Origin of the sequence: Streptomyces sp. NBC_01216 (assembly GCF_035994945.1) — a bacterium.
Taxonomy (GTDB): domain Bacteria; phylum Actinomycetota; class Actinomycetes; order Streptomycetales; family Streptomycetaceae; genus Streptomyces.
Window position 1 is genome coordinate 2,690,269 of record NZ_CP108677.1, and the last position, 23,034, is coordinate 2,713,302.

The following is a 23,034-nucleotide window of genomic DNA, read 5'->3' on the forward strand; positions in this document are numbered from 1 at the left end:
GGCCCCAAGAGAGATCAACTGCCCGTCGATCACGAAAACTTCAACCCGATAGGGGAAAGAAAGTCGACTCACGAGGCATGACGACCACTCCTTGTGGGTAACCTCACCCGAATTCGAACCGCTCCATCGCCGGGGCGGCACGGGCCGTGAGCCGGTCGACCTCGTGGGCCGCCGTGCCGGCGACGCCCGACAGGAAGCCCTGGGCGCGCTCCGAGACGTTTTCCAGCAGCCACTCCGGCGCGACCTCGCAGACCGCCACCTTCACCCCCGTCCCCGCGAGGGCGAGCGGCAGGGTGTGCACGACGGTGGACGGGAAGCTCACGACGGTACGGCCGATCGGCCCGCGCCGCGCGATGAGCTCCAGCGGCAGATCGGGCCGCACGATCTCCAGCCCGGTCTCGACCGCGATCCGGTGGAGTTTCGCCGGCCTCTCCCGGCGGTGCGCGAAGTAGCGGGTCGCACCGTGCGTGCGGGCCAGGTCGGCGACCGCCTGGATGTAACGGTCCGCGTCGACCACGCCCGTCTCGACCAGCGAGGTCCCCACCAGGTCGGCGCCTCGGGTGAGGCGGGGCGGACCGAAGCGGGCACGGGTCCAGGCGAAGGCGTGCGGGGTGACGGTGGTGCCGGGGGGCGCCTCGACGGGCAGCGAGGTGAAGATCTCGACCGTGCGGCCGCGGGTGGGAGCGAGCCTGCGCCGGGCGAGGGAGGAGACCGGGGCGAGGAGCAGGTCGCGGGGGCGGAGACTGCCGCGCCGGTGCCAGCGGACCAGTCGCTCGCCGCGCGTCAGCTGGGCGGCGAACTCCATCGTGGCCGTGCCGTCGTCGACGACCGTGAGGTGCCGGGGACCGAACAGTGTCAGCAGCAGCTGGACGTAGCGGGAGAACGGGTCACCGACGATGATCCGTTCCGCCGCCCGCAGCAGCGGGGCGAGGTCGCGCAGTGTCCGGGCGAGCGAACCGCGCCCCTCCCGTGCCTCCTGCCAGCGGACGCTGAAGCCGTCCTCCCGGGCCAGCTGCGCCATCCGCCGCAGCTGGCCGCGCGACATGGGGTCGGTCGGCGAGAGGACGACGACCGTGAGGTCGTGGGCGGCCGGCGCGGGGCCCGGTCCGGACTCCGGCGGCCGGTCCGCGGCCCCACCGGCCGGGGGACGGCCCCCCGGGACCGCCGCGCGCCCGCGCGGGGCGGCGCCGGACGGTCCCTGGGCGGTGGGGGCGGCACCGGTGCGGCCGGGATCGTCTCCGCCGGGCGCGCCGGTGACCTGGGCGTGCGCCCACTCCAGGACGTTCAGGAGCTGGACCGGGCTCTCGACGAACGCCAGCCGGCCGTTCATGCGGCGACGAGGCCCTGGACCCGGCGGAGCTTCTTCATCGGGCCGAGCTCGGAGTCGTAGACCTTCTTGACGCCGTCGCCGAGAGCGGCCTCGATGGTGCGGATGTCGCGGACCAGCCGCTGGAGGCCCTGCGGCTCGACCGAGGCGGCCTGGTCGGAACCCCACATCGCGCGGTCGAGGGTGATGTGACGCTCGACGAAGGTGGCGCCCAGCGCGACGGCGGCCAGCGTGGTCTGCAGGCCGGTCTCGTGGCCGGAGTAGCCGATCGGGACGTTCGGGTACTCCTCCATGAGGGTGCCGATCACCCGCAGGTTGAGCTCCTCGGCCTTCGCCGGGTAGGTCGAGGTGGCGTGGCAGAGCAGGATGTTGTCGCTGCCCAGCACCTCGACGGCGTGGCGGATCTGCTTCGGGGTGGACATGCCGGTCGACAGGATGACGGTGCGGCCGGTGGAACGCAGCGCGCGCAGCAGCTCGTCGTCGGTCAGCGAGGCCGAGGCGACCTTGTGCGCCGGCACGTCGAACTTCTCCAGGAAGGCCACGGCCTCGGTGTCCCACGGGGAGGCGAACCAGTCGATGCCGCGCTTGCGGCAGTGCTCGTCGATGGCGCGGTACTCGTCCTCGCCGAACTCCACGCGGTGGCGGTAGTCGATGTAGGTCATGCGGCCCCAGGGGGTGTCACGCTCGATGTCCCACTGGTCGCGGGGAGTGCAGATCTCCGGCGTGCGCTTCTGGAACTTCACGGCGTCGCAGCCGGCGTCGGCGGCCACGTCGATGAGCTCGAAGGCGTTGTTCAGGTCGCCGTTGTGGTTGATGCCGATCTCGCCGGTGACGTAGACGGCGTGGCCGGGGCCCGCGGTCTTGCTGCCGAGGGTCCGGAGGCGGGTGTTCATGTGCGTGCCGTTCCTTAGGTGTTGGGGGTGTGGAGCTCGGGTCCGAGGAGCCAGGCGGCGATCTCCCGGATGGCTCCGGAGCCGCCGGGAGTGACAGTGACCGCACGGGCGGCGGCCCGTACGGAGTCATGGGCGCTGCCCACCGCGACGGGCCAGCCGACGAGGTGGAAGCAGGGCAGGTCGTTGACGTCGTTGCCGGCGTAGAGCACCCGCTGGGGGTCGATCCCCTGCTCCTCGCACCACTGCTTGAGGGCGAGGTCCTTGCGGTCGACGCCGTGCAGGACGGGGATGCGGAGCTTGCGGGCGCGGGCGGCGACGACGGGGTTCTGCTCGGTGGAGAGGATCAGGAGGGGGATGCCGGCACGACGCAGGGCGGCGATGCCGAGGCCGTCGCCCCGGTGCACCGAGACGAACTCGCGCCCGTCGGCGTCGATGTGGACCCGGTCGTCGGTCTGGGTGCCGTCGAAGTCCAGGACGACCGCGTCGACGTCCTCGGCCCGGGGCGTGAGCGGGGTGTCCAGCAGCGGGGCGAGCGCGCGGGCGCGGGCGAGGTCGTGCGGGTCGTCGATCTCCAGCACTCGGGCGGGATCGGACACGACGAGCGCGGTGCGGCCGAAGAAGCGGTGCCGGTGGCCGCGGAAGCCCTCGGCGTCCATCGCGTAGACGGCGCCGGTCTCCAGGTACTCGGGTTCCCGGTCCTGCCGGCGCGGGCGGTGCGCCTTGTCGTGGTTGACGCCGGTGCCGCCGCTTTCGGTCCGGCGCCAGAGGAAGCCGTGGCTCGGGGCGACGGTGAGGGCGGTCTCCGCCGCGCCCGCGACGATCGGCTCGACGGCGCCGTTCACGTCGTCGGCGGTGAGGAAGGGGCTGGTGCACTGGACCAGGAGGACCACGTCGACCCGGCGGCCGTGGGTGGCCTCGAAGGCGTCCATGGCGTGCAGCACGGCGGACTCGCTGCTCGCCGTGTCCCCGGCGATCGCCGCCGGGCGGTGGACCGCCTCGGAGCCGACCGCCCGGCCGGCCGCCGCGATCTCCGCGTCGTCCGTGGAGACGACGACGTCGGTGACCAGCCGGGCGTCCCGGCAGGCGCGGACGGCGCGGGCCACGAGCGGCAGCCCCGCCACCGGGGCCAGGTTCTTGGCGGGGACGCCCTTGGAACCGCCCCTCGCGGGGATCACGGCGAGCACGGTGGTGGTGGACGTCATCAGAGTTCTCCCAGGCGGCGGATGACGGGCGCCACGCGCTGGACGCCGTGGCGGTACGCGCCTCGGGCCGCCTCGCGGACGATCCGGCGCAGTCCGCTGTCGCGGGGCTCGGGAGCGTCTGCGTCCAGGCGGTGGCGGGCGAGGATCCCGGGCAGGTAGCCGGGGGCCGTCTCCGCGGTGTAGTAGGGGGTGACCGGGGGCAGTTCCGGCCGGGCGAGCAGTTCGGCCACCCGCTTCCGGGCCGCGTCGAACGCGGTCTCGTACGAGGCTTCCGGGGAGGACGCGCCCCCGGCGGCGACGCCCTGACGGGCGAGCCAGTCCTCGTCCGGCCGCGGGAACTCGCCGGCGTCGAGCCGCTCGAAGGAGGTCAGCAGCCCCGAGCCGATGAAGTGGTGGTTGCCGAGCACCTCGCGCACGCCGAGGTCGGTGAGGACCGCGGTCGGGACGCGCCGGTGCAGGGCTTCGAGCGCAGCCGTCGACGAGACGGTGACCAGGAGGTCGGTACGGTCCAGGATCTCGCCCATATGCCCGTACACCAGGCGGAAGTTGGGCGGGGTGGCGAGATCGCGGACGAGCCGCTGGTAGGGCAGTTCCTCCAGGTGGGTGGTGTGCTCGCCGGGCCTGGAGCGGAGCTTGAGGAGGACCTCGCGGTCCGGGTGCAGCCGAGCGTGGCCGATGAGCCGGTGCAGCAGGTGGAGGCGTTCCGGGCGGGTCGCCGGCACCGAGGGCTGGGCGGCGAAGACCAGGGTGTCCCGGCCCGCCTCCCGGGCGTAGGGGGCGCCGCCGAGGAAGGGCAGGGCGGCTTCCACCACGCAGGAGGCGTCGGCGCCGACCCCCTCGTACACCGCGCGGAACCGTTCCGCGTCGTGGCGGGAGTTGGCGAGCACGACGTCCGCGCCGTGGCGCAGCAGCAGTCCGTCGGCGAGCTTCTCGTAGACCACGCCGACGTAGCCGGTGACGATCACCGGACGGCGTCCCGGGGAGAGTTCGGCCAGTCCCTGGAGGACGGCGCGCACGGTGCCGCCGACGAGGGCGAGGACGACGACGTCGTACCCCTCCCCGCGGGCCGCTCCGTCCCGCACCTCGCGGAGGAACTCGGCGCCCGTCACCTCGCGCGGCGGTGTGCTGGAGACCCCGGTCTCGGCGAGCTGACGCGCGGTGGGGGTGGCTCGGCCCCTCAGGACGAATCCGGTGGGTTCGGAGGCCACGATGCGGCGCGCGGTGAGCGCGCCCCATTTCCACCGGGTGTCGGAATCGGCGAGTACGGCGACGCGCACGGCCTGTTCGGTACTTGCTGGCACGTCCAGGACGCTAGAGAGGCATTCCGGTTCCCGGCCCAACTACTCCTCAACAAAGGGTGAACAGCGCTGTGCCACGTCCTGAAAAGGGCCGGGAACGGGGGGTGATTCAGCGGCCCGCCGCTTCGTGTTCACCGGGCATTCCCCGGCCGGCCAGAACGAATGCCGGGGCGGCGCATAACGTCGGCCGGGTGGTCAAGCTCTCCGTCGTCGTGCCGTTCTTCAACGTGCAGACATACGCCCCGGACACCCTCGCAAGCCTGCGTGCCAACGCCCGCGAGGACTTCGAGTTCCTACTCGTCGACGACTGCTCGACGGACGGGACCGCGGAGCTCCTCGACCGGGCGGCCCGTGAGATCCCGGGAGCCGTCCTGATCAGACACGCCCGCAACGAGGGCCTGGCCACCGCCCGCAACACCGGTCTGGACGCGGCACGTGGCCGTTACCTCGCCTTTCTCGACGGCGACGACTGGCTGGCACCCGGCTTCTACGGGCGACTCGTGTCCTCCATGGAGGAGCTGGGCTGCGACTTCCTGCGCACCGACCACGTCCGGTGCACGGGCCGGACGCGCACCATCCGCCGGTCCCCGGTCGGGCGGCGCGGTGAGGTGCTGCGGCCCCGGGACGCGATCCTGCCGGCCGACCGGACCACGTCGGTGGACTATCCGTACGCCTGGGCGGGGCTCTACCACCGGCGGCTGCTCGACCGCGGGCTGCTGCACTTCACGCCCGGCCTGCGGACGGCGGAGGACCGACCGTGGATCTGGCGACTGCACCGTGAGGCCGAGTCGTTCGCGGCGGTGAGCACACTGGGCCTCTTCTACCGTCGCGGGGTGTCCACCTCACTCACGCAGATCGGCGACGTGCGGCAGCTTGATTTCATCCGAGCATTCGACCAGGTGATCGAGGAAACCACGAACGATCCGGATTCCGAACGGCTTCTGCCCAAAGCCGTCCGCACCTATTGCGCGCTGATTTCTCATCACGTGGGAAATCCCGGTAGATTCGAACCGGAGGTGGCGGGACAATTGAGGGTGATGAGCGCGGCGGCACTGCGGCGCATGCCTCAGGACGTGCTCGGCGATGCGCTGGACTCGATGGACGCGGAGCGGGCGGTCGTCCTGCGCAGACTGCGGCGACGGCGCGGCCTGCCGGGCTCCGGGGCGCCGCGTCCTCTCGGCACCTCGGGTGCGGGGGCCGCCGCGTGAGGACCACCCAGATCTTCTACGCCTCCACGCTGTACGGCGTGACGACCCTGGCCGCCGCCCTGGACAGCGGCTGCTTCGCGCCGGCCGACCGACGGCTGCTGCTGGTCGCGAACAACGCGGCCGTCCCCGAGACGACTCCCTCGGCGGCCGAGATGCCGGGGTTCGCGGCGCTGCGCGACCGCTTCGACGCCGTCCTGTCCTGGAACGAGGTGATCTCGCCGCTGCACCCCGCCGGCTGGACGCCCCGGCCGGACGACCTGCCACTGCTTCAGCGGCACCTGCGGCGCCTGTGGGGGCTGGGCGACGACCGGATCGAACTGGCCGTGGAATCCGTGCACGTGACGCCCGCGCTGACGGTGGCCCGGCTGTTCCCCGACGCCGCCCTGGACGTGTACGCGGACGGGCTGATGAGCTACGGCCCCACCCGCGACAAGCTCGATCCGCTGGTGGGCGAGCGGGTCCGGCGTCTACTCCATCCGGACCTGGTGCCGGGACTGGCACCACTGCTGCTCGCCGAGTTCGGGGCGGAGCCGGTGGTGGTGCCGACGGAGGCGCTCACGAAGGTGCTCGCGGAGTCCGCGGCCGGTACCACGACGGACGACCGGGAGGACGGCGAGGGCCGAAAGGACCGGGACGACCGGGAGGACGGCGAGGCGGGGCGCGGGGCGGAGGGGGGACCGGTGCTGCTGCTCGGCCAGTACCTCGCGGCACTGTCGCTGCTCACCCCGGCCGAGGAGGAGGAGTTGCACCTGCGGATGGTCCGGGGCGCGGTCGCGCGCGGACACCGCAGGCTCGTCTTCAAGCCCCATCCGACCGCCCCGGACGCCTGGACCCGTTCGCTGGCAGGGGAGGCCGAGCGGCTCGGTGCCGCCCTGACCGTCGTCGAGCGGCCCGTGCTCGCCGAAGTGCTGTACCGGGAGCTGCGGCCGGCGCTGGTGGTGGGCTGCTTCTCGACGGCGCTGCTGACCGCCCGCTCCTTCTACGGGCTCCCGGTGGCCCGGGTCGGCACCCGCACGCTGCTGGAACGGCTGACGCCGTTCCGGAACAGCAACCGCGTACCGCTCGTCCTGGTCGACGCGCTCGTCCCCGACCTGGAGGAACCGGCGGTCCCGGACGGGAGAGGCCCGGGGCCGATGAGCCACGCGGAGACGGCGGACCTGGTCGCGGCGGTGGGCTTCGCGATGCAGCCCCGGATACGACCGGACCTGCGGGAGACGGCGGTGCGCCACCTCTCGGGTCCTTCGGCCGCGCGGACCCGCCCCTACCTCACGCTCCGCCGTCTCACCGTCCTGGGCCTGCCGGGCGGCCTGCCGGTCCCCCGGCACCCCCGGGTCCGCCGCATGGCCCGGCGGGCCCTGCGGCTGAAGCCGGTCCTGCGCCGGGTCGGCCGCGGAGTACGCAGTCCGCGGGCGGCGGTACGCCGGCTGAAGCGCGCGCTGCGCCGCTGAGCGTCGGCCCGGTGTCCCGCCCCCCTGTTCCGGGACACCGGGCCGGGCGCCCTCAGAACCTGCGGGGTGGCCTCTGGCCGGGCCGAAGGCCACCCGGCGGGCTCTCAGACGCGGGCGACGGGCTCCTGCAGCTCGGTCACCCACCGCGCGCGGTCCTCCGGACACTCCAGGTACAGCTCGCGGGGGTGACCCGTCGACCGGTAGCCGTTGGCGTCGATCCAGGTGGCCAGGGTCTGGACCGTCGGCAGCAGCGCGTCCATCGAGCCGTGGTGGACGACGGTCGCCGCCCGCTCCAGGCCGGGCAGCACGACGAAGTCGACGCCCTCCGCCTCGGCGCAGGCCGGGACGGTCATCCCGGCGTGCACCACGATCGAGCCGTCGCCCGCGCCCGCGTCCTCGTAGTACGCGATCCCCGGCCCGAAACCGGAGACCCCGGCGCGCCGCAGGAGGCCGCACAGCTCCTCGTACAGCGGCTGGATGACCGGGCTGATGTCCTTGGGTTCGAAACTCCCCGCCACGGCGCTCAGTTCGGCCAGGCGGACCGACGGAACCTTCTTGATCACGACGTCCTGAGTGGGCATGCGGCCCTCGCTCTCGATGGCTCGGAGCCGCGCGCCGACCTGGGCCAGCCGTCCCGCCGCCTCCGCCAGGGCCGATTCCAGTTCGGCCCGGCGCAGGCGCAGCATGCCGCGCAGTTCGGCCGCGTCCACCTGGTCGTCGAGGATCGACCCCACCTGTTCCAGGGTGAAGCCGAGCTCCTTGAGCGCGATGACGCGGTTGAGGCGGGCGAGCTGTCCCGCCTCGTAGAAGCGGTATCCGCTGTGCGGGTCGACCCGGGCCGGGCGCAGCAGTCCGATGGCGTCGTAGTGGCGCAGCATGCGGACCGACACCCGCCCGTGCCGGGCGAAGTCTCCGATGGTGAACATGACGACTCCTACGGAACGGCCTCACACGGTGTCAGGGTCAAGCCGGGCGGGCCCGTGCGTGTCCGGACCGCACCGGGCGTCCGGCACCGGGTCAGGCGCTGCTCAGGGAGAGCTTCGCGGCGAAGCCGAGGAAGAGGGCACCGGCCGCGGAGGTCGCCCCCGCCGACAGTCTCCGGCGTCGGCGGAAGGTGGTGGCGAGCCGGGTCCCGCCGAAGATCAGCGTCGTGAGGTAGAGGAAGCTGCCGAGCTGGAGCAGGGTGCCCAGGACCAGGAACGACAGCGCCGGATAGGCGTAGCCGGGGTCCACGAACTGCACGAAGAAGGAGATCAGGAAGAGGATGGCCTTCGGGTTGAGGAGGCTGATGACCAGCGCCCGGCGGTAGGGGCGCTCCCCCGCCTCCGCTGGTGCGTCCGACGGCTCGCTCGTCGGCGCCTCGCCCCGGCTGCGCCACACGCCCCACGCGGCCCGCAGCATGCCGATGGCCATCCAGGTCAGGTAGCCGGCTCCCGCGTACTTCACGATCATGAAGAGAAGCGGAGTGGTCTGAAGCAGCGAGGCCGCGCCGAGGGCGGCCAGCGTCATCAGGACCGCGTCACCGGTGAAGACACCGGCCGCCGCCCGGTAGCCGGTGCGGGTGCCCTTGCGGGCCGCGACGGACAGCACGTACAGCGAGTTCGGCCCCGGCAGGAGGATGATGAGGACGAGGCCCGCGAGATAGGTCGGAAGATCGGTGACACCCAGCATGGAGCGGAGTGTCGCACACCGGTGCGAGACTCCGCCCGGGGGATTCCACGGACCGGACGCCGGGCGGGCCGGACGGTCCCACGGCCCGTGGAAAGCGGGCCGCGGAACGCCGGCGCGGTGCTCGGATCAGAAGGCGTCGGTGGGGACGTAGGTGCCCCAGACCTCGCGGAGCGCGTCGCAGACCTCGCCGACGGTGGCGCGGGCCCGGAGCGCGGACTTCATCGGGTAGAGCACGTTGTCGGTGCCCTCGGCCGCCTTCTTCAGCTCCGCGAGGGCCGCGTCGACGGCCCGCTGGTCGCGGTCGGCCCGCAGCCTGGCGAGACGCTCGGCCTGCTGGGCCTCGATGGCCGGGTCGACACGCAGGGGTTCGTAGGGTTCTTCGACGTCGACGGTGTAGCGGTTGACGCCGACGACGACCCGCTCGCCGCTGTCGGTCTCCTGCGCGATCCGGTAGGCGGAACGCTCGATCTCGTTCTTCTGGAAGCCGCGCTCGATGGCGTGGACCGCGCCGCCCATGTCCTCGACCCTGGCCATCAGTTCCAGGGCCGCGGCCTCGACGTCGTCGGTCATCTTCTCGACGACGTAGGAACCGGCGAACGGGTCGACGGTGGCCGTCACGTCCGTCTCGTACGCGAGGACCTGCTGGGTCCGCAGGGCCAGCCGCGCGGACTTGTCCGTCGGAAGGGCGATGGCCTCGTCGAAGGAGTTGGTGTGCAGCGACTGCGTCCCGCCGAGGACGGCCGCCAGGCCCTGCACGGCGACCCGGACCAGGTTGACCTCGGGCTGCTGGGCGGTGAGCTGCACGCCGGCGGTCTGCGTGTGGAAACGGAGCATCAGCGACTTGGGGTTCTTCGCGCCGAACTCCTCCTTCATCACCCGCGCCCAGATCCGGCGGGCCGCCCGGAACTTGGCGACCTCCTCGAGGAGGGTGGTGCGGGCCACGAAGAAGAAGGACAGGCGCGGCGCGAAGTCGTCGACGTCCATTCCTGCGGCGACGGCGGTCCGCACGTACTCGATGCCGTCGGCGAGGGTGAACGCGATCTCCTGCGCGGGTGAGGCGCCGGCCTCCGCCATGTGGTAGCCGGAGATCGAGATGGTGTTCCACTTCGGGATCTCGGCCTTGCAGTACTTGAAGATGTCCGCGATCAGCCGCAGCGACGGCTGGGGCGGGAAGATGTACGTCCCGCGTGCGATGTACTCCTTGAGCACGTCGTTCTGGATGGTCCCGGTCAGCTTGTCCGCGGGGACGCCCTGCTCCTCGCCGACGAGCTGGTACAGCAGCAGGAGGAGCGAGGCGGGCGCGTTGATCGTCATCGACGTCGAGACCTTGTCCAGCGGGATCCCGTCGAACAGGACCCGCATGTCGTCGATCGAGTCGATGGCGACGCCGACCTTGCCGACCTCGCCCGAGGCGATCGGCGCGTCCGAGTCGTGGCCCATCTGCGTCGGCAGGTCGAAGGCGACCGACAGGCCCATCGTGCCGTTGGCGATGAGCTGCTTGTACCGGGCGTTGGACTCCACCGCGGTACCGAAGCCGGCGTACTGCCGCATCGTCCAGGGGCGTCCGGTGTACATCGACGGGTACACGCCGCGGGTGAAGGGGTACGCGCCCGGCTCGCCCAGCTTCCCGGCCGGCTCCCACCCGTCGAGCGCGTCCGGTCCGTAGACCGGCTCGATCGGCAGACCCGACTCCGACTCGCGCGCCATCTGCTGTGCCTCCCGATAGAACCTACTCAGCGGTACCGACCCTCGCGACGGACTGTAGCGGCGGCCGTGCGGCCGGTGGAGGGCCGCACGCTGGGACCTTCCTCACAGCATGCGCCGGACTTCGCGAGGGTGCGCAACCAAGTGCCCGCGGGAAGCATCCAACAGGTACACACGCACTTGTCCCGGGGGGAATCCGATGCAGCGTTCGTCCGTCATCCGCAGAGCACTCGTGGCCGTGGCCGCCCTGGCGGCCGTCACCGGGTGCACGGCGCAGGCCGCCGGTCCCCAGGGCGCGGCCGGCTCCTCGGCGCCGTCCACTCCGGTGTCCGCCGCGCCGGTCTCGTCGTCGGAGGCGCCCTCGCCGTCCGCGTCGTCGACGACCCCGGCGGCGGACGACAAGCCGTCCGCCGCGCCGACCACGGCCGCCCCCGCGTCCACGGCTCCCGCCGCCCGGGTCCTGATGAAGGACGGCGACGAGAGCGAGCGGGTACGCGAGCTGCAGGCGCGGCTGCGCCAGGTCGGGTACTTCGACCGGGCCCCCACCGGCTTCTACGGCTCGATCACGGGGGGCGCGGTGAAGGGCTTCCAGAAGAAGCGGGAGCTTCCGCAGACCGGTTCGGTGGACGAGACGACCTGGCGGCGGCTGCTCGCCATGACGCACCGGCCCACGGCGGACGAGCTGAAGCCGGCCACCACCAACAAGCTGGACAAGCCCGACGCGCGCTGCCTGACCGGGCGGGTGCTGTGCATCAGCAAGGAGAGCAGGACGCTCGCCTGGATGATCGACGGCAAGGTCGTGTCCTCGATGGACGTCCGCTTCGGCTCGGAGAACACCCCCACCCGCGAGGGCGTCTTCAAGGTCGACTTCAAGAGCCGGGACCACGTCTCGACGCTCTACCACACGTCGATGCCGTTCGCGATGTTCTTCAGCGGGGGCCAGGCCGTGCACTACTCGGCCGACTTCGCGGCCCGCGGCTACAACGGTGCCTCGCACGGCTGCGTCAACGTCCGGGACCGGGGCAGGATCGCCTCGCTCTTCGACCAGGTGAAGGTCGGCGACAAGGTCGTCGTCCACTGGTGAGACGCGCGGCGCGGCGCCGGAGAAGTGAGGGCGCGGGTGGGACCGGGGGAACGTGTCCCACCCGCGCCGTGCGCGGAGCCGTAGGTACGGGGGGAACCCCGGCTCACTCGCGCGGCCGATGACCAGTCGGCTCACTCAGTACTGCGCCAAGCGGCCGAAAAGTGTCACACCCGGTGGGACACGAGGCCGCCGGAAGGGGGAGCGCGGGACCGTGGCGGGGACATGCGGGGCGTGTCCCCGCGGGATCAGGTGCCGCGGGAGCCGGAACTGGGCGCCGGAACGGTCGGCCATGTCGCGGTATCGCGACCGGGGGCGAGGCGGTTGTCAGCCCTCGTCGCCGCGGCCGGAGCCACCCGAGGCCCGGTCGCCCGCGCCACCGGAGACGTCATCGCTCACGTCGTCCCCCGCGCCGCCCGAGCTACGCCCGGAGCCGCCCGCCGAGGCGCCCCGGGAGGCTCCGGGTCCGGTCGTGGCGCCCGCGAGGACACGGTCGCAGTAGCGCCGGACGGTCTCGCCGGTCCGCGCGGAGTCCGTCAGCCGACGTCGGTCTCTCTCGGAGAGGTGTCCGGCCTGGTAGTCCTGACACGCCTCGACGATCTTGGTGCGCAGTGCGACGGCGTCCCGGTCCGGGCCCTCGGCACTCGGCCCGGGTTCGGGAGTGCCGGCGGTGGGACCGCCGGTCACCTCGGGGGTCTGCGTGACGCCGGGGCTGACCGGCGGCACGGACGGGCCGGATGCGGGACTCTCCCCCTCGGAAGGCGCCGACGGAGTGACCGTGCCGGCACCCTCCCGCGGCGTAACGGAGACGGGCAGCCGGGGGCTCTCGGCGACCGTGACGGAGCCGGCGGGCGCGGGGGTCTCGTCGAAGGGCGTCGACAGCACGCCCGTACCCGCGGCGACCGCGACACCGCCGACCGCGACGGCGGCGACCGCGGCGGCCAGGCCGAAACGCAGCGAACGGCCCCAGCGCCGTGCGGCGGCCGGCGGCGCGATCCGTACTCCGGCCAGTTCGCCGTCGGCGGGCACCGGGAGCGGTGGCGTCGCGGTGGCTGCCTCGGGCCGGGACGCGGCGGCGCGCTCGGCCGCCGCCGCGCGGAAGGCGGCCAGGGCGGCCGACTCGCCGGGAAGTTCGCCTTCGGCGGCGGAGGCGAGGGCCGCGGGCCGGGCCGCGTCCAGGGCACGGGCGAGCCGTTCGACCCGGTCACGGGTGTGATCGTCGACGTCCTCGACCGGCAGGCCGCGGAGCAGCCGCTCCGCGGCCTCCTGGTCGAGCCACTGGTTGCGCTCGTCGGCCATCACATGTCCTTCTGCGTCCGCGCACGGGATTGCGTCACACCGCCGGAGGCCGGGGCCCCCGGCCTGCGACCGCGCTGCGGAGGCACACCGCCGAGCTGTCCGGCGGCGGTGTCGTCGTCACCCAGGAGTTCGGCGAGCCGCTTGAGTCCGCGGTGGGCCGCGGTCCGTATCGCGCCGGGACGTTTCCCGAGCGTGTCCGCCGCGCTCCTGGCGTCCAGGCCGACGACGACCCGGAGCACCACGGCCTCGGCCTGGTCCTGCGGAAGTTGCGCGATGAGATTCATGGTGTGGCCGGTGGCCAGGGCTTCCAGGGCCTCGTCCGCGGTGTCGGAGTCGGCGGGTTTGTCGGTGAGCTCGGTCTCGTCACCCGCCGCCGCGGGGCGTCTGCCCCGCATGCGGAGGTGGTCGAGCGCCCGGTTGCGGGCGATGCGCGCCGCCCAGCCGCGGAAGCGGTCCGCGTCCCCGCTGAAGCGGTCCAGGTCGCGGGCGATCTGCAGCCATGCCTCGGAGGCGACGTCCTCGACGTCCGCGTCACCGACGAGCGTCCGTATGTAGCCGAGCAACCGAGGATGCACGGCGCGGTACACAGTACGGAACGCGTCCTCGTCCCCGTTCTGCGCAGCGAGCACCGCGGCCGTCAGCTCCGCGTCGTCCCCGAGCACTCCCCACAACCTGTTCGTCATCGCGGCTGGTCACCACCGCCACGCCGCCCGGCGCGCAGCAGCACGCTACGTCCTTCCCCGTCGTTCCGTCCATGTGCGTCCGGTCCGTGTTCGTCCGGTCCATGTTCGTCCGGTCTTAGTACAACCTGCAACCTTCCCCGGTCTCGGGCGGTGTGACAGAAAACGCACGCGCGGCGCTGAGAGGAATACGGGACCGTGCTGCGGCCCCGGCGGACGGCGACCGGGGCCTCTCCTGTGGGGGGTGGCGGCCTCGGTCGTCTCCGCGGCGCCCGCTCGGGCTCGGGACGACGCGCGGGATCGCCGGCCGATGCGCCGCACGCGGCCGACCAGCCGTCCGCCATCCCGGGAAGCACCCCTCGAAGCACCCTCGGAAGCGACGGCCGCCTCCCCGTCCGGTCGGTACGGTCGGTCCGACCGGCTCCCGACCTCGCCGGACCAGCGCCGAGACGTCAGACGGTCCCGACCCGGCAGCCCCCCGTCCGGTCGCCCACGGCAGGGTCGCCCAGCGTGCGGTGCCGGTGGGGGCGTCGGAGTGCGGGGGCAGCGCCCGGTCGCACAGTCCGGCGGACGGGGGTCCAGGCGACACCGAGCCCGCCGTGACGTCGTGGGTGCGCACCAGGATCTCGACGATGCCCACGGCCGCGAAGCCCTCCGGGCCCGAGGCGCCGAAGCCGTGGTGGCGCGCCGGTCGGCCGGGGCCGTGCGGACCGGGGCGACGAACATGGCACCGCGCACCTCCCGCACCCGGAGCGGTCCGGCGGGGACCGGTGGAGCGGGTCGGCGTAGGTCACGTTCGCGGGGCCGCCCTCGCGTCGGCGCTCCCAGGAGAAGGCGTCGCCATGGTGATCATCACGACGAACCCACCCCGCTGTCAACCAATGATTGACACCCTCAGGGCGTCAACCTAGGGTTGCACCTATGACCCACCCCGTCGGCATGACCCAGCCCGTCCGCCTCGACGACCTGATCGAGGCGATCAAGAAGGTCCGCCCGGACGCGCTCGACCAGCTGTCGGACGCCGTCCTCGCGGCGGACCACCTCGGAGACGTGGCCGATCATCTGATCGGTCACTTCGTCGACCAGGCACGGCGCTCCGGCGCGTCCTGGACCGACATCGGCCGCAGCATGGGCGTCACCCGGCAGGCGGCGCAGAAGCGGTTCGTCCCGAAGGACACGGACGCCGCCAGGATGGACCCGAACGCGGGCTTCAGCCGGTTCACCCCCCGCGCCAGGAGCGTGGTCGTGGCCGCGCAGAACGAGGCACACGCGGCCCGCAACGCCGAGACCGTCCCCGGCCACCTGGTGCTCGGCCTGCTGGCCGAACCCGAAGGGCTCGGCGCGCACTGGATCGAGGGCAGGGGCGTGTCCCCGGAGCGGCTGCGGGAGGCCGTGACGCCCACCCTGCCGCCGGCCGTGGCGGAGCTGCCCGCGCTCACGCCCTACGACGCGGGCGCGAAGAAGGTCCTGGAGCTGACCTTCCGTGAGGCGCTGCGTCTGGGCCACCAGTACGTCGGCACCGAGCACATCCTGCTGGCGCTGCTGGAGTTCGAGGACGGCAAGGGCGTCCTGGCGGGCCTGGGCCTGGACAAGGCGCGGGCCGAGCGGGACATCGCGGAGGCCGTCGCCGCGATCGCGGCCGAGGAACCGGCACAGGAGTCCTGAGCGCCACGGCGGGCCGAGGGGACGGAGCCTGGCAAAGGCGTGCGGTCGCCGTCCGCCCCGTGCGGGCGGGGCCGGCTCTCCGTCAGGCCGTGCGCGCGCGGCGGGAGACCACCGCCCGGAGCACCCGACCGCCCTCGGTGGACAGTTCACGGGCCCGGCGCAGACCGGTCGGGCCGTGGGAGACCGATTCGAGGACGGTGTGCTGACGGCGCAGCTCGCCGGCCAGCAGCGGACCCGCGCCCGCCACGTCCCCGGCCCGGCAGCGGTCGACCAGCTCGGCCGCACCGCCCGCCCCGTCGTAGCGCCCGTGCAGGGCGAGCGCGGCCTGGGAGCAGGAGGAGGCCCACTGTCGCAGCGGCTCGGCGGCCCACTGCGCGGGCGCCTCGGCCAGCATCTCGCGCACGCCCTCCGCCGCCGTGCCGACGGCGGGGGCCTCCGCCAGCTCCGTCCGGGCCTTGGCGAGCGACTCGCACCAGGCGCCGTCGTCGCCGCGGGCCACCGCGGCCCACACGGGCCGCAGCGCCTCGGCACCCTCGGGTGCCAGCAGGGGCAGACACCTGTCCAGGCAGGCGAGTCCGGCCGCGGCCAGACTCCGTTCATCGGCCCGGTCGATCAGTTCCAGCACGCTTCGGCTCGTTGCCGAGGTTGCCGACGTCATGGACGCCTCCCGTTGCGGACGCAGTTCGTCTCTTACTGCGCCGCCTGGCGCGATTACGTCACTGCGAGGCCGAAATCATGCCAGTCGCCTTGGCGTGCTGCATAGAGGTGAGGCGGCGGACGAAGAGAATCGCCAGGACGGCGGCGGCGATATCGAGCAGATCGCTCGCGATGAGCCAGGAGAACCCGCTCAGGATCTCGTCGCGCGTCTCGGCGCCGGCGTAGATCCGCGAGGCGACCTGGCTCACCATGGTGGCGAGAACCCAGACCCCCCACCAGGCGTTCAGCGGCCGGAGCTCCCCCGCGCCGTCGGGGGCGAAGGGGTCCGGGCGGCTGGCACGCCAGATGTCGGCGGCGATCCCGCGCGGAATCCAGAGGTTGCCGACCGGGATGAACCATCCGCCGATGGCCCAGCCCGGACTCTTGGTCTGCAGGCCGCTCGCCCAGACCTCGGCGTTCTTGCGCAGCCGGTGGAACCAGACGATGAAGACGATCCCGGTCGCCACGAGCAGCACGGTCTGAAGCAAACCCGCCATCGCGATGCCCAGGACGCCCGGGGAACCGGGGTCCGAAAGACCCCCGTCCGGCCCGAGGAACCGGGTGCGCTCGGCGAAGGTCACCGCCACCGAGAAGACGTCGACCGCCATCACGAGGCCGAGCAGGGACACGACGGCGTACGACAGACCGTTCGGATTACGGAGCATGAAGAAAGGAACCCCCACGGGCGAACAGCACCCGTTTCCCGAGGTGCCGGGGCGGCGGCATGGCCACCCGAAGCGTGGAAGGTGCGCCATCGGAACTATGCACGTCCACCACAAAAACAGCAGGTGCGGGCGGTGCGCCCGCCCGAACCCCCGCGGGCCCCGGGGCGGGTGGCCCACGGCCGGAGGCCACCCGGCAGGCCCTCAGCGCACCCGATCCGCCAGCGCCCGGAACTGCTCCCACGTCAGCGCGGGCTTCCGCGAGTCCCAGAGCTTCTGCGCCGTCGCCGTCAGCGGCATCCGGATCCCGTCGGCCACCTGCGCCTGCGTCTGCGCCCCGGACAGGTCGCACCAGACGGCGAACCGGCCGCCCAGGATCTGCGCGTCGTACGCCTGCGACACCGCGGTGGTGCCGCGCAGCACCCGCGGCGTCCACTGCTCGTATATGCGGCGGCCGGTCGGGTACACGAAGTCGTTGGGCTGCCCGAGGACGTAGTAGAGGTATTCGTCGTTGAGGTTGACGACGTCACGGCCCTCGCGCAGGTACTCGACCGGTGGCCGGGCCCCGATCTCCTTGCCGGTCCAGTACTCGACCTCGATGTCCTTGTCGGCGGTGACGATCCCGCCCCGGAAGAAGCCGTCGTTCCACGCCTTCGCGGTCTTGCCCGCGCCACGGACCACCTCCGCCCGGTCGTCGAGCCAGCCCTCGGCCAGGTCCTGGACGCGTGCCTGCGGGCCGTACCGCTGCCGTGCCGCGGTGGCCAGCTGCGGATAGGAGGTCTCCGGGGAGCTGACGGTCAGCGCCTGGTACTCGTCCGCGCCGACGTGGAACCAGCCGCCGGGAAACAGGCCCGCGTACTCACGCAGGAGTTCGTCCACGAGCCGCGCAGAGGCGGGCTTGGAGATGTCGATCGCCCCCTGGCGCGGGACTCCCCGCGCGTTGAGCAACCGCAGCTCCGGGTGGGCGCGCAGGACGGCGCCGAGGTGCCCGGGCGAGTCGATCTCGGGCACGACGGTGATGTGCAGGGTCCTCGCGAGGGCGAGGATCCGGCGCACCTCCGCCTTGCTCAGGTGCTGCGCGGAGACGATCTCGGGGTGGGTGTCGGAGGCGATCCGGAAGCCCTGGTCGTCGGAGAAGTGCAGGCCGAACTGGTTGAGCTTGAGATCGGCCATCTCCCGGAGCCGTGCCTCGATCCAGTCGGCGGTGAAGAACTTGCGGGCGATGTCGAGGTTCAGTCCCCGCTGGGGCTTGGCGGGCGCGTCGGTGACGACACCCTCGGGCATCGCGCCGGAACCCCGCACGGACTGCTTGAGGGTGCGGGTGCCGTAGAAGACCCCGGCCTCGTCCGGCCCTGTGATCCGGACCCGGTCGTCGCGGGTGGTGAGGGTGTACGACTCGGCGGCGCCCGTGCCGCCGAGGGCGAGCTCGACGTCGCCGGGACCGGCGGCGACGGTTCCCCGGTAGCGGATCTTCAGCTCCTGCGCGAGCAGCCTGCCCTCGTCGGCGAGGGCTTCGCTGCCCCGGGCGACGACCACGCCCGCCGCGGGCACCGGGCGCCAGCCGGGGCCACGGGCCGGCTCGTGGGAGCGGACGGAGGGAACGGTGCGCGGGGCGGAGGAGAGCGGGTAGGTCCGGGTGGGGGTCGGCGTCGGGGAGGGCGGCGCCGAGGTGGCCGGAGCGGCGTCCCCGGAGGAGGCGGAGGGCGAGGCGGGTGCGGCGGAGGGGGCACCCGGACCGGACGACGAACCGTGGGAACAGGCCGCCACGCCGGCCAGTGCCGCCGCGACCACCATCAGGGCGGGGCCCCGGTGGGGCCCACGTATGGAGTACCGCATCACCCGAAATACTCCCTCATAGGCACGAACAGGTCCATTCGGATCACAGACAACCACGTCCATCAGATGTTCCGAAACTCTCCCTTCCGGGTGAAATTCGCGCATCCGTCGGACACTTCCGTCCGCTCATCGATAGCGTGGTGCCACACCCGCCCCACCCTTCACGGAGCCCACGCTGTCCCGCGACCTCCCCGCCCCGCCCCTGCCCACGGGCTCCCCCGCCATACCCGCCCAGAACGCCGGCCCCTCCCCTCTCACCGGTCTCACCGGTCTCACCCGTTTCAACGCGGCGGCGGCCGGTACGGCCGAGGCGATCCTGCTGGGCTGCTGCGGCAGCCGACGCTGGGCCGAACGGGTGGCGGCGCACCGCCCGTACCCGACGCTCGACGCCCTGCTCGCCGCGGCCGACGAGGCGAGCTACGACCTGCCCGTCGCCGACCTCGAAGAGGCACTGTCCAGCGAGTCCTCCACCGCCCCGCACCCCGACGCCCCGCAGGCCGCGCACACCGCGCTGCGGGCCGCCCACGCCGCGTACGAGAGCAGCTTCGGGCACGCGTTCGTGATCAGCCTGGACGGCGTGCGGCCTGACGAGCGGCTCGACCGGGTCCTCGCGGGCATCCGGTCACGACTCGGCAACGAGCCCGACGAGGAGCGCGCGACGTCCGCCGACGAACTGCGCCGACTGGTCCGCTCCCGACTGAGGGCGCGACTCACCCTCGCCACACCCGCACAAGCGTCCGGAATGCGGTGATTAAGTCGCACGCGATAGCCCGTCCGTGCCTCTTTGATCACACCTGAGGACCCCGCGCGAGCGAACCGACGAGTCGTCGCTACGATGACCAGGGCCGGTGGACCGTACCCGGCCGGGTCAGACCGACACTACTGTTCTTGACTGGGTAGAAGATGGCGGCCGACCCTCATCCCCGCTCCCGGAGGGTATTTCCGTGCCGGCTGGAACGCTGTACCGCGGCCGGGAAGGAATGTGGTCCTGGGTGGCTCATCGAGTCACCGGCGTCCTCATCTTCTTCTTCCTGTTCGTACACGTGCTGGACACCGCTCTCGTCCGCGTCTCCCCCGAGGCGTACGACGATGTCGTGGCGACGTACAAGACGCCGATCGTCGCACTCCTCGAGTACGGCCTCGTCGCAGCCATCCTCTTCCACGCGCTGAACGGCCTCCGGGTCATCGCCGTGGACTTCTGGTCCAAGGGCCCGCGCTACCAGAAGCAGATGCTCTGGACCGTCGTGGGCATCTGGGTCGTGCTGATGGCGGGTTCGCTGTACCCCGTCCTCGGCCACGCCGCACGTGAACTGTTCGGGAGCTGAGGCCAGACATGTCTGCTGACACCACTTCCGCGATCGGTCCCGTCGAGGGCGCGCCCCACTACGACGTGGACAACCCGGCCCCGTACATCGAGGCCCCTCGCAAGCGCACCGGCAAGACGCCGCGGGCGACCCGGGGCAACTTCGAGATGGCCGCGTGGCTCTTCATGCGCCTCTCGGGTGTCGTCCTGGTCGTCCTGGTCCTCGGCCACCTGCTGATCCAGCTCTTCCTCGACGGCGGCGTCTCCAAGATCGGCTTCGCCTTCGTGGCCGGCCGCTGGGCCTCCCCGTTCTGGCAGGTCTGGGACCTGCTGATGCTCTGGCTGGCCATGCTGCACGGCGCCAACGGCCTCCGCACGGTCATCAACGACTACGCGGAGCGTGCCAACACGCGCCTGTGGCTCAAGGGCCTGCTGTACACCGCCACGGTGTTCACCATCCTTCTGGGCACGCTGGTGATCTTCACCTTCGACCCGAACATCCGCTAGGCACGGGGCTGAGGTAACCACGCCATGAAGATCCACAAGTACGACACCGTCATCGTCGGCGCCGGCGGCGCCGGCATGCGCGCCGCCATCGAGGCGACGAAGCGCAGCCGCACCGCCGTGCTGACGAAGCTCTACCCCACCCGCTCCCACACGGGCGCCGCGCAGGGCGGCATGGCCGCCGCGCTGGCCAACGTGGAGGAGGACAACTGGGAATGGCACACCTTCGACACGGTCAAGGGCGGCGACTACCTGGTCGACCAGGACGCCGCCGAGATCCTGGCGAAGGAGGCCATCGACGCCGTCCTCGACCTGGAGAAGATGGGCCTGCCGTTCAACCGGACCCCGGACGGCACCATCGACCAGCGCCGCTTCGGCGGACACTCGCGCAACCACGGCGAGGCCCCGGTCCGCCGGTCCTGCTACGCCGCGGACCGCACCGGCCACATGATCCTCCAGACGCTGTACCAGAACTGCGTCAAGGAGGGCGTGGAGTTCTTCAACGAGTTCTACGTCCTGGACCAGCTGATCACCGAGGTCGACGGTGTGAAGCACTCCGCCGGTGTGGTGGCCTACGAGCTCGCCACCGGCGAGATCCACATCTTCCAGGCCAAGGCCGTGATCTACGCGTCCGGCGGCACCGGCAAGTTCTTCAAGGTGACCTCCAACGCGCACACCCTGACCGGTGACGGCCAGGCGGCCTGCTACCGCCGCGGTCTGCCGCTGGAGGACATGGAGTTCTTCCAGTTCCACCCGACGGGCATCTGGCGCATGGGCATCCTGCTGACGGAGGGCGCCCGTGGTGAGGGCGGCATCCTCCGCAACAAGGACGGCGAGCGCTTCATGGAGAAGTACGCGCCGGTCATGAAGGACCTCGCGTCCCGTGACGTCGTCTCCCGCTCCATCTACACGGAGATCCGCGAGGGCCGCGGCTGCGGCCCCGAGGGCGACCACGTCTACCTGGACCTGACGCACCTTCCGCCGGAGCAGCTCGACGCCAAGCTCCCGGACATCACCGAGTTCGCGCGCACCTACCTCGGCATCGAGCCCTACACGGACCCGATCCCGATCCAGCCCACCGCGCACTACGCCATGGGCGGCATCCCGACCAACGTCGAGGGTGAGGTCCTGTTGGACAACACCACCGTCGTGCCGGGCCTGTACGCGGCCGGCGAGGTCGCCTGTGTCTCCGTGCACGGCGCGAACCGCCTGGGCACGAATTCGCTGCTCGACATCAACGTCTTCGGACGCCGTTCGGGCATCGCGGCCGCCGAGTACTCCGTCAAGGCCGACTACGTCGAGCTGCCGGAGAACCCGGAGTCCCTCGTCATCTCCATGCTCGAGAAGCTCCGTGACTCCACGGGCAGCGAGCGGGTCGCCGACCTGCGCCGCGAGCTCCAGGAGACGATGGACGCCAACGTGATGGTGTTCCGCACCGAGCAGACGATCAAGACGGCCGTCGAGAAGATCGCCGAACTGCGCGAGCGCTACGAGAACGTGTCCATCCAGGACAAGGGCAAGCGCTTCAACACCGACCTCCTGGAGGCCATCGAGCTGGGCAACCTGCTCGAACTGGCCGAGGTCATGGCCGTCTCGGCCCTGGCGCGCAAGGAGTCCCGCGGCGGTCACTACCGCGAGGACTACCCGAACCGCGACGACGTCAACTTCATGCGTCACACCATGGCGTACCGCGAGGTCGGCGAGGACGGCTCCGAGACCGTCCGTCTCGACTACAAGCCGGTCGTCCAGACCCGCTACCAGCCGATGGAGCGTAAGTACTGATGGCTACCCCCGTACTGGACAAGGTGGAGGCGGAGTCCGCCGCCTCCCCGTACATCACGGTCACGATGCGGATCCGCCGCTTCAACCCCGAGGTGTCGGACGCTTCGGTCTGGGAGGACTTCCAGATCGAGATCGACCCGAAGGAGCGTGTGCTCGACGCCCTCCACAAGATCAAGTGGGACGTCGACGGCACGCTGACCTTCCGTCGCTCGTGCGCGCACGGCATCTGCGGCTCGGACGCGATGCGGATCAACGGCAAGAACAGGCTCGCCTGCAAGACGCTGATCAAGGACATCAACCCCGAGAAGCCGATCACGGTCGAGGCCATCAAGGGCCTGACGGTGCTCAAGGACCTCGTGGTCGACATGGAGCCCTTCTTCCAGGCGTACCGGGACGTCATGCCGTTCCTGGTCACCAACGGCAACGAGCCGACGCGCGAGCGCCACCAGACCGCCGAGGACCGCGAGCGGTTCGACGACACCACCAAGTGCATCCTGTGCGCCGCGTGCACGTCGTCCTGCCCGGTGTTCTGGAACGACGGCCAGTACTTCGGCCCGGCGGCGATCGTCAACGCCCACCGCTTCATCTTCGACTCGCGTGACGAGGCGGGCGAGCAGCGTCTGGAGATCCTGAACGACAAGGACGGCGTGTGGCGCTGCCGCACCACGTTCAACTGCACGGACGCCTGCCCGCGTGGCATCGAGGTCACGAAGGCGATCCAGGAGGTCAAGCGCGCCCTGATCACGCGTCGCTTCTGACCCGTCGACGCGGACCC

Annotated in this window: 21 protein-coding genes; 9 read left to right on the forward strand and 12 right to left on the reverse strand. The window is 72.0% G+C overall.

The features are described 5' to 3' along the window. Positions 1 to 103: 103 nt before the first annotated feature. From OG393_RS11500 to OG393_RS11515, 4 genes are read right to left on the reverse strand one after another with little or no spacing between them, the layout of a single operon-like run. Positions 104 to 1,330: a hypothetical protein gene (locus OG393_RS11500; protein ID WP_327374570.1), complete on the reverse strand. Its 1,227-nt coding sequence runs from the start codon at positions 1,328 to 1,330 to the stop codon at positions 104 to 106. Beyond that, on the reverse strand, positions 1,327 to 2,220 hold the full coding sequence (locus tag OG393_RS11505) for an N-acetylneuraminate synthase family protein (RefSeq protein ID WP_327374571.1): 894 nt from the start codon (positions 2,218 to 2,220) through the stop codon (positions 1,327 to 1,329). Before OG393_RS11505 ends, OG393_RS11500 begins: the two co-directional genes overlap by 4 nt. A gap of 14 nt (positions 2,221 to 2,234) precedes the next feature. Next, the gene (locus OG393_RS11510) at positions 2,235 to 3,422 is read right to left on the reverse strand and encodes an acylneuraminate cytidylyltransferase (RefSeq protein ID WP_327374572.1); all 1,188 of its coding nucleotides are present in this window, start codon (positions 3,420 to 3,422) and stop codon (positions 2,235 to 2,237) included. Then, the gene (locus tag OG393_RS11515) at positions 3,422 to 4,723 is read right to left on the reverse strand and encodes a DUF6716 putative glycosyltransferase (protein ID WP_327374573.1); all 1,302 of its coding nucleotides are present in this window, start codon (positions 4,721 to 4,723) and stop codon (positions 3,422 to 3,424) included. The genes OG393_RS11510 and OG393_RS11515 overlap by 1 nt, the downstream gene beginning before the upstream one ends. 188 nt (positions 4,724 to 4,911) lie before the next feature. Between OG393_RS11515 and OG393_RS11520 the strand changes: the two genes are divergently transcribed. Both OG393_RS11520 and OG393_RS11525 read left to right on the forward strand, forming a co-directional pair. Beyond that, the gene (locus tag OG393_RS11520; RefSeq protein WP_327374574.1) at positions 4,912 to 5,928 is read left to right on the forward strand and encodes a glycosyltransferase family 2 protein; all 1,017 of its coding nucleotides are present in this window, start codon (positions 4,912 to 4,914) and stop codon (positions 5,926 to 5,928) included. Then, complete coding sequence (locus tag OG393_RS11525) at positions 5,925 to 7,376, forward strand: polysialyltransferase family glycosyltransferase (protein WP_327374575.1); 1,452 nt, start codon at positions 5,925 to 5,927, stop codon at positions 7,374 to 7,376. The genes OG393_RS11520 and OG393_RS11525 overlap by 4 nt, the downstream gene beginning before the upstream one ends. A 104-nt stretch (positions 7,377 to 7,480) precedes the next feature. Here the strand turns inward: OG393_RS11525 and OG393_RS11530 are convergent, their stop codons facing one another. The 3 genes from OG393_RS11530 to OG393_RS11540 form a co-directional block, all read right to left on the reverse strand. Then, on the reverse strand, positions 7,481 to 8,302 hold the full coding sequence (locus OG393_RS11530) for a MerR family transcriptional regulator (RefSeq protein WP_327374576.1): 822 nt from the start codon (positions 8,300 to 8,302) through the stop codon (positions 7,481 to 7,483). Positions 8,303 to 8,393: 91 nt separating this feature from the next. Further along, positions 8,394 to 9,047, reverse strand: coding sequence for a leucine efflux protein LeuE (gene leuE / locus OG393_RS11535; protein WP_327374577.1), 654 nt, complete (start codon positions 9,045 to 9,047; stop codon positions 8,394 to 8,396). A gap of 126 nt (positions 9,048 to 9,173) precedes the next feature. Beyond that, a complete protein-coding gene (locus OG393_RS11540; RefSeq protein WP_327374578.1) occupies positions 9,174 to 10,754 on the reverse strand; it encodes an acyl-CoA mutase large subunit family protein in 1,581 nt (526 codons plus the stop codon). 196 nt (positions 10,755 to 10,950) lie between these two features. Between OG393_RS11540 and OG393_RS11545 the strand changes: the two genes are divergently transcribed. After that, on the forward strand, positions 10,951 to 11,835 hold the full coding sequence (locus OG393_RS11545; protein ID WP_327374579.1) for a L,D-transpeptidase family protein: 885 nt from the start codon (positions 10,951 to 10,953) through the stop codon (positions 11,833 to 11,835). 324 nt (positions 11,836 to 12,159) lie between these two features. Here the strand turns inward: OG393_RS11545 and OG393_RS11550 are convergent, their stop codons facing one another. Next, on the reverse strand, positions 12,160 to 13,131 hold the full coding sequence (locus tag OG393_RS11550; RefSeq protein WP_327374580.1) for a hypothetical protein: 972 nt from the start codon (positions 13,129 to 13,131) through the stop codon (positions 12,160 to 12,162). Continuing rightward, positions 13,131 to 13,793 carry an RNA polymerase sigma factor gene (locus tag OG393_RS11555; RefSeq protein WP_327378391.1) on the reverse strand — a complete coding sequence of 221 codons (663 nt, stop codon included), beginning with the start codon at positions 13,791 to 13,793 and terminating at the stop codon, positions 13,131 to 13,133. The genes OG393_RS11550 and OG393_RS11555 overlap by 1 nt, the downstream gene beginning before the upstream one ends. Positions 13,794 to 14,732: 939 nt before the next feature. On the opposite strand from OG393_RS11555, the gene OG393_RS11560 reads away from it, so the two are divergent. After that, the gene (locus OG393_RS11560; RefSeq protein WP_327374581.1) at positions 14,733 to 15,476 is read left to right on the forward strand and encodes a Clp protease N-terminal domain-containing protein; all 744 of its coding nucleotides are present in this window, start codon (positions 14,733 to 14,735) and stop codon (positions 15,474 to 15,476) included. A gap of 82 nt (positions 15,477 to 15,558) precedes the next feature. Here the strand turns inward: OG393_RS11560 and OG393_RS11565 are convergent, their stop codons facing one another. The 3 genes from OG393_RS11565 to OG393_RS11575 form a co-directional block, all read right to left on the reverse strand. Next, a complete protein-coding gene (locus OG393_RS11565; RefSeq protein ID WP_327374582.1) occupies positions 15,559 to 16,134 on the reverse strand; it encodes a hypothetical protein in 576 nt (191 codons plus the stop codon). A 58-nt stretch (positions 16,135 to 16,192) separates the two neighbouring features. Next, positions 16,193 to 16,837, reverse strand: a complete 645-nt coding sequence (locus OG393_RS11570) for a DUF4328 domain-containing protein (RefSeq protein ID WP_327374583.1) — start codon at positions 16,835 to 16,837, stop codon at positions 16,193 to 16,195. 201 nt (positions 16,838 to 17,038) lie between these two features. Next, positions 17,039 to 18,670 (reverse strand): beta-N-acetylhexosaminidase, encoded by a 1,632-nt coding sequence (locus OG393_RS11575; RefSeq protein ID WP_327374584.1) that lies wholly within the window; start codon positions 18,668 to 18,670, stop codon positions 17,039 to 17,041. A 223-nt stretch (positions 18,671 to 18,893) separates the two neighbouring features. On the opposite strand from OG393_RS11575, the gene OG393_RS11580 reads away from it, so the two are divergent. From OG393_RS11580 to OG393_RS11600, 5 genes are all read left to right on the forward strand, one after another. Continuing rightward, positions 18,894 to 19,421 carry a 2-oxo-4-hydroxy-4-carboxy-5-ureidoimidazoline decarboxylase gene (locus OG393_RS11580; protein WP_327378392.1) on the forward strand — a complete coding sequence of 176 codons (528 nt, stop codon included), beginning with the start codon at positions 18,894 to 18,896 and terminating at the stop codon, positions 19,419 to 19,421. A gap of 193 nt (positions 19,422 to 19,614) precedes the next feature. After that, positions 19,615 to 19,995 carry a succinate dehydrogenase, cytochrome b556 subunit gene (gene sdhC, locus OG393_RS11585; protein WP_123954581.1) on the forward strand — a complete coding sequence of 127 codons (381 nt, stop codon included), beginning with the start codon at positions 19,615 to 19,617 and terminating at the stop codon, positions 19,993 to 19,995. A gap of 8 nt (positions 19,996 to 20,003) precedes the next feature. Beyond that, on the forward strand, positions 20,004 to 20,480 hold the full coding sequence (locus OG393_RS11590; RefSeq protein WP_327374585.1) for a succinate dehydrogenase hydrophobic membrane anchor subunit: 477 nt from the start codon (positions 20,004 to 20,006) through the stop codon (positions 20,478 to 20,480). Positions 20,481 to 20,504: 24 nt separating this feature from the next. Then, a complete protein-coding gene (sdhA, locus tag OG393_RS11595; RefSeq protein ID WP_327374586.1) occupies positions 20,505 to 22,259 on the forward strand; it encodes a succinate dehydrogenase flavoprotein subunit in 1,755 nt (584 codons plus the stop codon). Next, positions 22,259 to 23,017: a succinate dehydrogenase iron-sulfur subunit gene (locus OG393_RS11600; protein ID WP_327374587.1), complete on the forward strand. Its 759-nt coding sequence runs from the start codon at positions 22,259 to 22,261 to the stop codon at positions 23,015 to 23,017. Before sdhA ends, OG393_RS11600 begins: the two co-directional genes overlap by 1 nt. Positions 23,018 to 23,034: the final 17 nt, after the last annotated feature.

Excerpts from the sequence above, each read along its gene's own strand:
- OG393_RS11500 (WP_327374570.1), bottom strand. The coding sequence starts at position 1,330 with ATGAACGGCCGGCTGGCGTTCGTCGAGAGCCCGGTCCAGCTCCTGAAC.
- OG393_RS11505 (WP_327374571.1), bottom strand. The coding sequence starts at position 2,220 with ATGAACACCCGCCTCCGGACCCTCGGCAGCAAGACCGCGGGCCCCGGC.
- OG393_RS11510 (WP_327374572.1), bottom strand. The coding sequence starts at position 3,422 with ATGACGTCCACCACCACCGTGCTCGCCGTGATCCCCGCGAGGGGCGGT.
- OG393_RS11530 (WP_327374576.1), bottom strand. The coding sequence starts at position 8,302 with ATGTTCACCATCGGAGACTTCGCCCGGCACGGGCGGGTGTCGGTCCGC.
- leuE (WP_327374577.1), bottom strand. The coding sequence starts at position 9,047 with ATGCTGGGTGTCACCGATCTTCCGACCTATCTCGCGGGCCTCGTCCTC.
- OG393_RS11540 (WP_327374578.1), bottom strand. The coding sequence starts at position 10,754 with ATGGCGCGCGAGTCGGAGTCGGGTCTGCCGATCGAGCCGGTCTACGGA.
- OG393_RS11545 (WP_327374579.1), top strand. The coding sequence starts at position 10,951 with ATGCAGCGTTCGTCCGTCATCCGCAGAGCACTCGTGGCCGTGGCCGCC.
- OG393_RS11550 (WP_327374580.1), bottom strand. The coding sequence starts at position 13,131 with ATGGCCGACGAGCGCAACCAGTGGCTCGACCAGGAGGCCGCGGAGCGG.
- OG393_RS11560 (WP_327374581.1), top strand. The coding sequence starts at position 14,733 with ATGACCCACCCCGTCGGCATGACCCAGCCCGTCCGCCTCGACGACCTG.
- OG393_RS11565 (WP_327374582.1), bottom strand. The coding sequence starts at position 16,134 with ATGACGTCGGCAACCTCGGCAACGAGCCGAAGCGTGCTGGAACTGATC.
- OG393_RS11570 (WP_327374583.1), bottom strand. The coding sequence starts at position 16,837 with ATGCTCCGTAATCCGAACGGTCTGTCGTACGCCGTCGTGTCCCTGCTC.
- OG393_RS11575 (WP_327374584.1), bottom strand. The coding sequence starts at position 18,670 with ATGCGGTACTCCATACGTGGGCCCCACCGGGGCCCCGCCCTGATGGTG.
- OG393_RS11590 (WP_327374585.1), top strand. The coding sequence starts at position 20,004 with ATGTCTGCTGACACCACTTCCGCGATCGGTCCCGTCGAGGGCGCGCCC.
- sdhA (WP_327374586.1), top strand. The coding sequence starts at position 20,505 with ATGAAGATCCACAAGTACGACACCGTCATCGTCGGCGCCGGCGGCGCC.
- OG393_RS11600 (WP_327374587.1), top strand. The coding sequence starts at position 22,259 with ATGGCTACCCCCGTACTGGACAAGGTGGAGGCGGAGTCCGCCGCCTCC.